This is a genomic window from Caulobacter sp. GW821-FHT09B11, assembly GCF_059418205.1.
The window spans coordinates 94,643-106,422 of the sequence record NZ_JBWKPK010000012.1 but is presented as its reverse complement, the minus strand read 5'-3'; the positions used below and the strand labels follow the sequence as shown (position 1 = coordinate 106,422).

Annotated in this window: 12 protein-coding genes; 9 read left to right on the top strand and 3 right to left on the bottom strand. The window is 70.7% G+C overall.

Annotated features, from left to right (window positions below):
- Positions 1–2 precede the first annotated feature (2 nt).
- The 4 genes from AC07N1_RS11230 to upp are packed head-to-tail and all read left to right on the top strand — an operon-like array spanning position 3 to position 3,125.
- On the top strand, positions 3–236 hold the full coding sequence (locus AC07N1_RS11230; protein WP_494671884.1) for a tautomerase family protein: 234 nt from the start codon (positions 3–5) through the stop codon (positions 234–236).
- A gap of 11 nt (positions 237–247) precedes the next feature.
- Positions 248–1,228: a pseudouridine-5'-phosphate glycosidase gene (locus tag AC07N1_RS11225; protein ID WP_494671883.1), complete on the top strand. Its 981-nt coding sequence runs from the start codon at positions 248–250 to the stop codon at positions 1,226–1,228.
- Entirely contained in the window at positions 1,225–2,430 is a 1,206-nt protein-coding gene (locus tag AC07N1_RS11220; RefSeq protein ID WP_494671882.1) for a questin oxidase family protein, read from the top strand. Before AC07N1_RS11225 ends, AC07N1_RS11220 begins: the two co-directional genes overlap by 4 nt.
- Positions 2,431–2,441: 11 nt before the next feature.
- Entirely contained in the window at positions 2,442–3,125 is a 684-nt protein-coding gene (gene upp / locus AC07N1_RS11215; protein ID WP_494671881.1) for a uracil phosphoribosyltransferase, read from the top strand.
- Here the strand turns inward: upp and AC07N1_RS11210 are convergent.
- The 3 genes from AC07N1_RS11210 to AC07N1_RS11200 are packed head-to-tail and all read right to left on the bottom strand — an operon-like array spanning position 3,104 to position 4,627.
- On the bottom strand, positions 3,104–3,577 hold the full coding sequence (locus AC07N1_RS11210) for a DMT family transporter (protein ID WP_494671880.1): 474 nt from the start codon (positions 3,575–3,577) through the stop codon (positions 3,104–3,106). The two genes, upp and AC07N1_RS11210, sit on opposite strands and share 22 nt — an antisense overlap.
- A 2-nt stretch (positions 3,578–3,579) precedes the next feature.
- On the bottom strand, positions 3,580–4,056 hold the full coding sequence (locus AC07N1_RS11205) for a DMT family transporter (RefSeq protein WP_494671879.1): 477 nt from the start codon (positions 4,054–4,056) through the stop codon (positions 3,580–3,582).
- The gene (locus AC07N1_RS11200; RefSeq protein WP_494671878.1) at positions 4,049–4,627 is read right to left on the bottom strand and encodes an HD domain-containing protein; all 579 of its coding nucleotides are present in this window, start codon (positions 4,625–4,627) and stop codon (positions 4,049–4,051) included. The genes AC07N1_RS11205 and AC07N1_RS11200 overlap by 8 nt, the downstream gene beginning before the upstream one ends.
- A gap of 219 nt (positions 4,628–4,846) precedes the next feature.
- Between AC07N1_RS11200 and AC07N1_RS11195 the strand changes: the two genes are divergently transcribed.
- From AC07N1_RS11195 to AC07N1_RS11175, 5 genes are all read left to right on the top strand, one after another.
- Positions 4,847–5,764 (top strand): LysR family transcriptional regulator, encoded by a 918-nt coding sequence (locus tag AC07N1_RS11195; RefSeq protein WP_494671877.1) that lies wholly within the window; start codon positions 4,847–4,849, stop codon positions 5,762–5,764.
- Between the two features lie 102 nt (positions 5,765–5,866).
- Positions 5,867–7,225 carry an LLM class flavin-dependent oxidoreductase gene (locus AC07N1_RS11190; protein ID WP_494671876.1) on the top strand — a complete coding sequence of 453 codons (1,359 nt, stop codon included), beginning with the start codon at positions 5,867–5,869 and terminating at the stop codon, positions 7,223–7,225.
- Positions 7,226–7,401: 176 nt separating this feature from the next.
- A complete protein-coding gene (locus AC07N1_RS11185; protein ID WP_494671875.1) occupies positions 7,402–9,708 on the top strand; it encodes a TonB-dependent receptor in 2,307 nt (768 codons plus the stop codon).
- 85 nt (positions 9,709–9,793) lie between these two features.
- Complete coding sequence (locus AC07N1_RS11180; protein WP_494671874.1) at positions 9,794–10,795, top strand: zinc-binding dehydrogenase; 1,002 nt, start codon at positions 9,794–9,796, stop codon at positions 10,793–10,795.
- Positions 10,792–11,721: an aliphatic sulfonate ABC transporter substrate-binding protein gene (locus AC07N1_RS11175; RefSeq protein WP_494671873.1), complete on the top strand. Its 930-nt coding sequence runs from the start codon at positions 10,792–10,794 to the stop codon at positions 11,719–11,721. The genes AC07N1_RS11180 and AC07N1_RS11175 overlap by 4 nt, the downstream gene beginning before the upstream one ends.
- The last annotated feature ends 59 nt before the right edge of the window (positions 11,722–11,780 follow it).

Genomic DNA, 11,780 nt, shown 5'->3' with positions numbered 1-11,780 from the left:
TCATGCCCCACGTCAACATCAAGCACTTCCCCCGCGACCTGACGCCCGAGGCCCGACAGACCCTGGTCGAGGGCCTGGTCGACCTGATCACCCGAACCTTCGACGTCGGCGAGGCCACGGTCTCCGTCGCCCTCGAACCGGTGACGCCCGAGACCTGGCGCGATCGGGTGGTGGTTCCCGAACTGCACGACCGGCTCGGCCTGCTGGTGCGCCGCCCCGGCTACGACATCGCCTGAAGGAGGACGGCTTGCCCCAGATCGATCCCAATCGCCTGGCCGAACGGCTGGTGCTGGCGCCCGAGGTCCGCGCCGCGCTCGCCGCCGGCCGGCCCGTCGTGGCGCTGGAATCCAACGTCATCACCCACGGCCTGACCTATCCCGACAATGTCGAGACCGCGCTGGCGGTCGAGGCGGCCGTGCGGGCCGGCGGCGCGGTTCCGGCCATGATCGCCATCGAGGACGGCCGCCTGCTGGTGGGCCTGGACCGCGACACGATCGAGCGTTTCGCCACCGAGCCCGGCATCCCCAAGGTCTCGACCCGCGACCTGCCCTTCGCCCTGGCGCGCGGCGGCAAGGGCGCGACGACGGTCGCCTCGTCCCTGGCCATCGCCGAGCTGGCCGGCGTCGCCGTCTTCGCCTCGGCGGGCATCGGCGGCGTGCACCGCGGCGCGGCCCAGAGCTGGGACGTCTCGGCCGATCTGGTGCAGTTCACCCGCTCGAAGGTCGCCGTGGTCTGCGCCGGCGCCAAGACCATCCTCGACCTCAACCTGACCGCCGAGGTGCTGGAGACCCAAGGGGTGCCGCTGGTCACCTACGGCTTCGACGAGGTGCCGGCCTTCTATTGCCGCTCCAGCGGCGTGCCCAGCCCCCAGCGCCTGGACGATCTTTCGACCATCGCCCGGGCGATCGACCTGCACTGGGCCCTGGGCGGAACCGGCGGCGTGCTGGTCGCCGCCCCCATTCCGGAGGCCGAGGCCCTGGACGGCGAGGCGATCGAGGCCGCCGTGGCCGACGCCGTCGCCAGCGCCGAGGCCGAAGGGGTCAGCGGGGCGGGACTGACCAAACGGCTGATGCGCGCGGTGGATGCGGCTACCGACGGCCGCGCCTCCAAGGCCAATGCGGCCGTCCTGGTCCACACCGCCCATCTCGGCGGCAGGCTGGCTGCGGCCTATGCGGCGCTGACGGCGCCTCAGCCTCGTCCGGCCGCCCAGGGAGAGCTCGTCCGATGAGCGGGAACATCGTCGAAACCCTGCTGGCCGACCGCGCCTATCACATCGAGTTCAACGGCCACCTGACCAACCACGCCAAGCACGCGGTCGTGGCCCTGGCCGGCCTTGGAACCGCGCCGCACGAGATCCTCGCCTACTATGAAAACTACGCCGAGCTGACGACCTACGGTTACGGACTGGAGCCGGCCAGAACCTCCGACCTCGTGGTGACGCACCAAACCTGGCGCGACTTCCTGGGCAAGCGGCGAGGCTACTCGGCCCTTTGCGCCTTCTTCGACGCCGAGGAACGGCGCCTGGGCCTGGACGGCGTCGTCGCGCTCTACGGTCCTGAACTGCTCACGGGGTGGATCGGCGCCTTCACCCACGCCACGATCCATCTGGGCTGGGGACTGGATGCGGGCAGCCGCTGGATGGCGATCGAGGGGCTGGCCTACATGGTCTTCACCCACGTCCCGGTCCATGCCGAGCGCGCGGCGGCGGACGCGACCGCCGCTGAGGACGCCTCCCCGCAAGACAGCCTGTTGCGCATCGCCCAAGCCTGGCATGCCGATCCGTCGGCGGCGCGGCGTCTCCAGGCGGCCCAGGCCGACACCCGCTCGCCCGGCGCCCAGACGATCCATCCGGAGCTGGCCCGCTCGGGCCTGCAATACCGCATCGCCCGCAGCGCCGCCCACGGTCACCCGCTGATCTACGGCCTGCCGCCGTGGGCGACGGGCGCGGGCCAGGCGCCGGAAGCGGAAGATTGGGAGGCGCTGTTCGAAGCGGTCACCCTGCTCTACCTCGCCTTCCCGGGCGACTTTGTCGTCCTGCACTTGATCACCGCCCTGCATGCGGTCGAGACCATCGCCTCGCGGCTGTCCCCGGCCGACGCCCGCGCCGCATACCAAGGCTACTGGGTCGGGGCCCTGGCCATCGCGCTGGGCGAAAAGCTCGTGCCCAAGCCGGGCAAGCTCGAGGCCCTGGCCGCCGCCCTGCCCGATCGGGACGAGGTCGATAGCCCCGAGCGCGCCGGCGATTGGCGGGCGATCATCGCGCGTGCGGTGCTGGAGGAGGAAGAGCACAACCCCAAGCTCGCCTACGTCCTGCAGAAGCTGTGGCGGCGATCGGGTGGACGCACGGTCTACCGCATCGCCGCCGCGCAGTTCACCAAGACCCCGCTCCTGCCCCCAAGCTTCGAACAACCGGCCGACAACGAGGCCTGAAGGAGACCCCTATGCCGCTCGACCAAGCTCCGGTCCCGGCCCGTCCGTCGATCGAGGCGGGCCTGCACGTCCTGCCCCAGACGCGGCAATTGCGCGCCCTGCACACGGTCGTGCGCGATCGCGCCGCCTCGCGCGCCGACTTCGTCCACTACAGCGGCCGCATCATTCGCCTGCTGCTCGAAAGCGCTCTGGACCTCCTGCCCTTCGCGTCGCGATCCGTCGAGACGCCGGTCGGCCGGGCCTATGAGGGCCTGGCCTTCGCCGAGCACATCTGCGGGGTGTCGGTGATCCGGGCCGGCGAGAGCATGGAGGGCGAGCTGCGGGCGATCATTCCCGGCGTGCGGATCGGCAAGATCCTGATCCAGCGCGACAAGGTCACCAAGACGCCGAAGTTCTACTACCAGAACCTCCCGGCCGACATCGCCGGCCGCCAGGTCCTGCTGCTCGATCCGATGCTGGCCACCGGCGGCACCGCCGTGGCGGCCGTCGACCTGCTGCTGCAACAGGGGGTGGCCGAGGAGAACATCGTCTTCGTGGCGTTCATCGCCGCCCCCGAGGGGGTCACCGTCCTGGCCAGCCGCTTTCCCAAGCTGCGGATCGTTGCCTCGGCGATCGAGGAGCGGCTGAACGAGAACGCCTACATGCTGCCGGGCATCGGCGATTTCGGCGACCGCTACTTCGGCTCGCCCGTCTGAGCCGCCAGCGCCGGGCGCAGTCTCGCGATCGCGCCTGGATTGTTGGCCAGCCAGATCCCGGCGACGATCAGGGCCGCGCCGGCCAGCCGCACCAGGGTGCGCCCGTCGATCGCCGCGCCGAGATTGCTGATCGCAACGCCGGTCAGCATCTGGGCCCCGACCACCAGGCCGGCCGTGCGGCTGGCGCCCAGCCGCACCACGACATGGCTGTTGAGGGCCACGAAGGCCACGCCCAGGACGCCGCCGATCCACGCAAACCAAGGGGCCGGGCCGACGCGGAAGGCCGCTGCTCCCTGCAGCGCGATCGGCGCCGACAGGAAGACGAAGCCCACGACGTGGTTCCAGAGCGAGGCGCGCAAGGCGCCCTCGCGGCGGCCCAGATGGCCGTTGATCCCTCGGCTGACGCCGATGCAGAGGCCGTTGGAGAGGGCGATGAGGACGGCGACCAGCATGGTCAGCCCGCCGCGGCGATGATGACGAGGCTGCCGATCAGCACCAGCCCGAGCCCCAGGAGCCCGCCGGCCGTCGGCGCGCGCCGCTCCAGGCCCAGCCAGCCGAAGCGGTCGGCCGCGACGCCGAACAGCATCTGGCCGGCCAGCATCAGCGCCAGGGTCCCCGAAAAACCCAGCGGTCCGTTGACCGTGATCGCCGCCAGCAGGACGGTCAGCGCCCCCGGCACGCCGCCCAGATAGATCCAGCGCGGCCAGCGCCCGCCGCCGGGCGGCGACGCCGCACCCACCGCGGAAGGCGCGGCGCGTCGCCAGGCCAGGACCGCGATCAGGGCCGCCACCGTGCCCACGCCATGGGCGACCCAGGACGCAAGGAGCGGCGACGAAAAATGCGCCAGGCGGCTGTTGAGCGCGATCATCGAGGCCAGCACGACCCCCGCCGTCAGGGCCAGGATCGTCTCCGAGGCGTGCGGCTTAGGCACCGAACAGGCCCTCCTGGCGCGCGGCGCCCAGCCTGGCCTCGATATGGCTCCAGAGACCGGGGCAGCCGCGCCGGATCGGTTCAGCCACCCGCGCGACCACGCGGTCGTGGCTGATGCCGTTCTCGCGCCAGCTCTGGCCGTTGTTGGCGAGGTTGAGCAGCACCGGCATAGCCCGGTCGATGGCGTGGGCGAAGCGCGCCTCGGGCGTGGCCTCATCCTCGAACTCGTCCCAGAGTTCGATCAGCGCCTGGGCCTGGCCTTGCGGCAGGACGCCGAAGATCCGCTCGACGGCCCGCCGCTCGGCCGCCTTGCGCTCGGCGAGGCCGGTCTCGACGAAGGCCATGACGTCGCCGGTGTCGATCTCGCCGACGTCGTGCACCAGCAGCAGCGATATCACCCGCGACAGCTCCACCGGCTCGGCTGCGTAGGGCTGCAGCGCCGTGGCCGCCAGGGCCATCTGCCAGCTGTGCTCGGCGGGGTTCTCGTAGCGCTCGAGGCCCAGCGGCTTGACCTTGCGGGTCACGCCCTTGAGCTTGTCGAGCTCCAGAATGAATCCGATCACGTCGTCCATGGCGTCCTCGCGGCGGTGCGGCATCATCGGCCTTGAGCGCCCGGGCGCGGAAGGCGGCTAGAGGTCCACAGAGAGCGGACCGGATCGTCCGCAATGGCGCGAGGACGGGGCATTGCCGTTGCACAATCTTGTGTTGAGCAAACCTCACTTGCGTCCGCAGGCGCGCGTGGGTCTCTATGTCGGCGAGGGCCGTCGCAGACAGTCGCAGAGGACCCCCGCGTGGATAATTTCGGCCAACTCAACGTCTTCATCCAGGCCGCCGAGACCCGCAACTTCACCTTGGCGGGCCGCAATCTCGGCATCTCGTCGTCGGGCGTCGGCAAGGCGGTGGCGAGGCTGGAGGAACGCCTGGGGGTGCGCCTCTTCCATCGCAGCACCCGTTCCATCGCCCTGACGCCGGAGGGCGAGATCTTCCTCGAACGCTGCCAGCGCATCCAGGGCGAGATCGCCCAGGCCGAGGCCGAGCTGACGGAAGGCCAGGGCGCGCCGCGCGGGCGCCTGCGCGTCAGCCTGCCGCTGGTGGGCATGCTGATGATGCCGGCCCTGACCGGCTTCATGCGGGCCTATCCGTCCGTGGAGCTGGATCTCGACTTCACCGACCGGATCGTCGACCTGATCAACGAGGGCTTCGACGTGGTGGTGCGCACCGGCGAGGCCAGCGACTCCCAGCTGATCACCCGCACGCTGGGCACGTTCGGCCACCGATTGGTCGGCGCGCCGGCCTATTTCGCGCGCCATGGCGCGCCCGAGACGCCCGAGGACCTGCTCGGCCACGCCTGCCTGCATCACAAGTATCCGGCCACCGGCAAGCTGGCGCCCTGGCGGCTGCTGCGGGACGGCGCGGAGCTTTCCCTGGACCTGCCGCGCAGCGTGGTCGCCAGCACGATCGAGCCGCTGGTGCAGATGGCCGAACAGGGCATGGGCCTGGCCTGCCTGCCCGACTACGCCGTTCACGCCCAGTTGCAGGATGGGCGCCTGGTCCCGGTGCTGGACCAGCACGTGGCCCATCGCGGCGTCTTCCGGGCGCTTTGGCCGCAGAGCCGTTTCAACTCGCCCAAGGTCAAGCTGTTCGTAGATTTCCTGGCCGGAGCCCTGCTGCCCGCCCAACCGTCGGCCCAGCGCCTGAGCGCGGCATAGCGGACAAAATCGTCCGCAATAACCGGACAATCGCCGGGATTATCGCCTCTGCCATCGACGCCTAGGGTCCGCCTCCCCCATCCGGGAGGGCGAGGAGACCCGATGCGCCGAGGCGGCGAGACCATGATCCTGGGGCTGTTCGTGCACCCGGCCGGCCACCACGTGGCCGCTTGGCGCGATCCGGCCGCCTGGACCATGCGACGGCTCGACGAGCATGTCGCCCTGGCCCGACAGGCCGAGACGGCCGGCTTCGACCTCTATTTCCTCGCCGACTTCGTGGAGGTGCAGCTGGAGTCGCCGGAGGCCGCCAGCCGCAAGGCCCACAACGGGATCTACGGCTTCGAGCCGCTCACCCTGCTCTCGGCCCTGGCCGCGACCACCAGCCGGATCGGGCTCGTCGCCACGGCCTCCACCAGCTTTTCGGACCCCTACGTCCTGGCCCGCCAGTACGCCTCGCTCGACCACCTCAGCGACGGCCGGGCCGGCTGGAACGCCGTCACCTCGGCCGATCCCGGCGCGGCCTTCAACTTCGGACACCAGCGGCCGATCCCGCACGCCGAGCGCTACGCCCGGGCCGAGGAATTCGTCGACGTCGTGCTCGGACTCTGGGACAGCTGGGACGACGGGGCCTTCGTCGAGGATCGCGTCGGCGGCCGCTTCTTCGATCCGGCCGGACTGCATCGCCTCGACTACGCCGGAGAGCACTTCCGGGTTCGGGGTCCGCTGAACATTCCCCGCGCGCCGCAGGGCCGGCCGATCATCGTCCAGGCCGGAAGCTCCGAGCCGGGCAAGGCCCTGGCCGCCCGCACCGCCGACCTCGTCTTCACCGCCCAGTCCGGCCCCGAGAGCGCCGCGGCCTTCTATGCCGACCTCAAGGGCCGCCTGCCCGCCCACGGCCGCCGCCCGGGCGACCTGAAGGTCCTGCCCGGCGTCGTGCCGATCGTCGCCCCGACCCGGGAGGAGGCGCGGGCCAAGCTCGAAACCCTGCAGGCCCTGGTCGACCCGACCGTGGGCCTGGACCTCCTGCGCAACCTGTCGGGAGGCGCGCCTCTGCCGCCGCTCGACCTGGACGGGCCCCTGCCCGCCCGGCCGCCGTCGCAGACCGCCCAGGGCCGACAGTCGCTGGTGCTGGACCTGGCCCGCCGCGAAGGCCTCAGCGTTCGCCAGCTCTATCAGCGCCTGGCGCCCGGTCGCGGCCATTGGCAGGTGGTCGGCGATCCCGTCGATGTCGCCGACGCGCTGGAGGCGATGTTCGAGGCTCATGGCTGCGACGGATTCAACATCATGCCCGCCACCCTTCCCGGCGGCCTTACCGACTTTATCGCGCTGGTGCTGCCCGAGCTCTCGCGGCGAGGCCTGATCGGGGCGTCGCATCGAGGACCGACCCTGCGCGAGCGGCTGGGCGTTGACCGCCCACCCTGGCCGCACCGACCACCGGCCGCCGTCAGCGCCGCCTCCTGAGGGTTCGCCCGCCCTGCTTTCACGCCCTCCCTTCACGCCGCGTCGGGAGCGTCTTCGCACGCCAATAACTTGAAATTACATCTTTATTTTCAATGATTTATATTGAAAACCTTCGCTTGATCGCACTGCCCCGGCGTGGAATTGCCCAGAAGCCGAAACCAGTTCCGGGGGATACCTTGCGACACATCCAAACGCCGGCGCATCCGCGCCTCAAACGCCGCCTCGCCGCCGGCGCGGCCCTGGCCCTGCTCAGCCTCTCGGCCGCGCGCGCGGCCGACGACATCGCTGCAGAGACGCCCGACGGCTCGACGGCCGAGGTCGATCGGGTGGTCGTCACCGCCGCCCGGCAAGCCGAGCGCAAGGCGGCCCTGGCCCAGGGCGACCCGGCCTCGATCTCGGTGCTGACGGCGGACGTTCTCGAGCGCCGGGGCGTGGCCAGCACGCTGGACCTCGTCAACCTGACGCCCAACCTCTACCAGCCGCGCAACACCATGAGCTATTCGGCCGCCCAGTACTTCCTGCGCGGCATCGGCGAACTCGACGCCCAGGGCGAGCCCTCGGTCGGCACCTTCATCGACGGCGTCTACATCACCCGCAATCTCGGGGCGATGCAGGAGCTTCTGGACATCGCCGACATCCAGGTGGATCGCGGCCCGGTGGTCCACCTGGGCCATCAGGTCGAGGGCGGCGCCGTGCGGCTGACCACCGTGGTTCCCGACAACCAGGTCCGGCGCGAACTGCTGGCCGGCTACGGCTCGTTCGACGAGATCAAGCTGGGCGGCCTCGTCAGCGGCCCGATCATCGAGGACAAGGTCTATGGCAGCTTCGCCATCAGCCGCCACCAGCGTGACGGTACCGACTACAATCGCACCCTGAACCGCCGCGAGAACGACATCGCCCTGACCCAGGCGCGGGCCAAGCTGCGGTTCACGCCGACCGCGGACCTCGACTTCACCCTGGCCGTGGACGGCACGGCCGACGACAGCCTCAATCGCGGCTACGGCAACCTGCTCAACGCCGACAAATACGCGCTGAACTCGCCGATCTATCCCAAAAACCGCTATCGGCAGGCCGGCGTGACGGCGACCACGCTCTACCGGCTGTCGCCGGCCTGGCAGCTCTCCAGCGTCACGGCCTGGCGGGTGTTCGAGGACCACGCCAACTACGACAACACCGGCGACCGCTTCGCCCGCAATTCCTCGCCGCTGCGCTACTACGACAACGCCTGGTCCCAGGACCTGAAACTGAGCGGGACGACGGGCAAGGCCCGCGTCGTGGCCGGGATCTACCTGCTCTACGAAGACTGGATCACCCGGCGCAACGTCAACGCCTCGACCACCTTCTACGGCTCGCCCAACCGGATCGTCTTCACCCCTGTCCACGCCGCCATCGACCAGAAGACCTACAACGCCGCCGCCTATGTCCAGACCGACTACGACCTGACCCCGCGCCTGACCCTGACCGGCGGCCTGCGCTACAATCTCGAACGCCACACGACCGAGGAGACGCTGAGCTGGCTGATCGCCGGCGGCGATCACACCTTCACGGTCACCGACGTCTCCCAGGTCGCCGACGAACTGGCGATCCTCTACGGCTCGCCGACCGCGACGGCCTGGCATGTGAAGGCCCACAAGAGCTGGACCCAGCTGCTCCCGCGGCTGTCGGCCACCTTCCAGGCCGCGCCGGGGGTCAAGGCCTACGCCTCGATCAGCCAGGGCGCCAAGTCCGGCGGCTTCGACTTCCGCGCCAACAGCCCCGCCAATTCGCGCCAGGCCACGACGCCCTATGCGCCCGAGAAGGTCACCACCTACGAGGCGGGGGTGAAGAGCGATCTTTCCGGCGGCCGGGTGCGCCTGAACGGCGCGGTGTTCTGGAACGACTTCACCGACATCCAGATCAGCGCCTACGACCCGCTGACGGCGATGAGCCGACGCTTCAACGCCGGCGACGGCCATTCGGTCGGCATCGAGCTCGAAGCCGCGGCCCAGGTCACGGCCGGCTGGAGCCTCGACGCCACCGCCTCCTGGCTCGACACCGAACTGGACACCTATCGCGGAACCTACAGCCAGGTGGTGCTGGCCGGCGGCGCGGTCGTGCCGACCTCGGCGCACTCCGGCTCGCCGCTGCCCAATGCGCCAAAGTTCCAGGGCCGGATCGCCAGCGACTACCGCCTGCCCGTCGGCCTGCCCGGCGAGCTGACGCTGGGCGTCGATCTCTCCTACCAGGGCGCCACTTTCCTGACCGCGGCCAACAGCCCCTACAACCGCATGCCGCCGCAGACCTTCCTGGACGCGGCGCTGCGCTGGAAGAGCCCCGATGGCGCCTGGAGGGCGGCGCTGCGCGGCCGCAACCTTCTCGACCGCCGCTATCTGGTCTGGTCGGGCCTGGGCACGACGAACGGCTCGCCGGCCTATCACACCTTCTATTCGGCCAGCTGGACCGATCCGCGCACGGTCTATCTGGAGGTCCGCCGAAGCTTCTGACCTCGCTCCGGACGCCGCCGCCCACGCAGGAGCGGGCGGCGGCGCTCCCCCAGGAACAGCCCCCGACATCGCAAGAAGAGCCGCCATGACCTCCAGTCCCCGCACCGCCCGAGAGGTGCACATCATCCGCCGCCCGGACGGCCCCTTGAGCGCCGATGACTTCGCCATCGCCGAACGGGTCCTGCCGGACCTCGCGCCGGGCGAGTTCCTGATCGCCAACCGCTTCCTGTCGATAGATCCGGTTCGACGGGTGTTCTTCGCCAATGGAACCGCCCCCCTGGACGCGGGACTGCACAGCTTCGCCATCGGCGAGATCCTGGAGTCTCGCCATCCCGACTACGCCCCCGGCGAGTTGGTGGGCCACTATCAAGGCCTGCGCGACCTGGCCGTCGGCCGAGGCGAGGAAACCCGCAGGATCCCGGCCGGCGACGATCCGCTGGAATGGCACATGGGACCGCTGGGGGTGGGCGGCTTCTTCGCCTATGTCGGCCTGATCGAGGTGGCGCGCGCGCGCCCCGGCGAGAGCGTGCTGGTCTCCTCGGCCGCGGGGTCGGTCGGAAGCCTGGCCGTCCAACTGGCCCGACTGATCGGTTGCCGGACGGTGGCCACCGTCGGTTCCGCCGACAAGCAGGCCTGGCTGGCGAACGTGGCCGGCGTCGAGACGGTGATCGACTACAAGCAGGACGACTGGCGCGAGCGCCTGGCGACCGCCCTGCCCGACGGCCTGGACGTCTATTTCGACAATGTCGGCGGCGGCCAGCTGGATGCGGCCCTGTCGCTGATCAATCCCCACGGCCGGGTCGCCGTCTGCGGCATGGTCTCGGCCTATGACAGCGCCGTCCCCTTCGCGGAACCGGCCGGCGCCTGGACCTGGCGGATGATGACCTCGCAGGTCGAACTGAAGTCCTATCACGTCCGCGACCACCAGCGCCTCTGGCCCGCCTTCCAGCGCAGCGTCGGCGACTGGCTGCGCAGCGGCGCGATCCGCGTCGAGACGCAGGTGCGGGACGGCCTGGAGGCGACGCCGCAGGCCTTCGTCGACCTGATCGCCGGCAAGAGCCTGGGCAAGACCGTGGTGCGCCTGTGACGAGCGCCCTCATCACGCGCCGCTCGATCCTGGCCGCCCCGCTGCTGCTGGCCGCCTGTAGGGGGGCGACGAAGCCCGTCCTGCGGGTCGGCGCCCTGACGGGTCCGATGCGGGCGACGCTGGAAGCCTCCGGCGTCCTCGCCGGCGCTCCCTACGAGATCGCGTGGAGCAGCTTTTCCACCGGCCAGGAGGTGCTGCAGGCGATGGCCGCCGACGCCGTCGACGTCACCACTACCGGCGACGCCTCGTTCCAGTTCGCCTACCAGGCCGGCAAGCCGATCAAGGCCGTGCAGGCCCAGCGGGCCGAAGACGTCGCCGGCGCTTCGGGCGTGCTGGTCCCCAAGGCCTCGGCCATCCATGGTCCCGCCGATCTGAAGGGAAAGCGGATCGCCGTACCGCGCGGCTCGGCCGGCCATTTCCTGGTGCTGCGGGCCCTGGCCAGGGCCGGCCTCTCGCCCGACGACATCGACTGGGCCTTCCTCTCGCCGGCCGAGGCCAAGGCCGCCCTGAGCGCCGGCGCGGTGGACGGCTGGGCCACCTGGCCGCCGTTCATCGGCGCGGCCCTGCTGCACGATCAGGTTCGCCTGGGCGTCGACGGGCTGGGGCTGGTGCGCAACTACCTGCTGCAGGTGGCTTCCGAACGGGCCATCGCCGAGCGCCGGCCGTTGTTGCAGGACTATCTGGCGCGGGTCAGGGACGCAGCGGCCTGGACCAACGCGCATCCGGACATCGCGGCCAAGGCCCTGGCCGGCGCGACGGGCTCGCCCGAGGACGTCGCCCGCTACACGGTGGATCGCCAGCATTGGCGTCCGGCGGCGCTGGATGCGGACTTCGTCGCCTACCAGGCCGGGCTGGCCGCCGACTTCCGCAAGGCCGGCGCCATGGCCGCCGATCGCCCCGTCCCGGCGGCCTTCGCAGCGCTCTGATCGCCGCGGCGTTCCTGGGACGCCGGGATCCAGGAAAAAGGAACGGCGTCTCAGAGGGG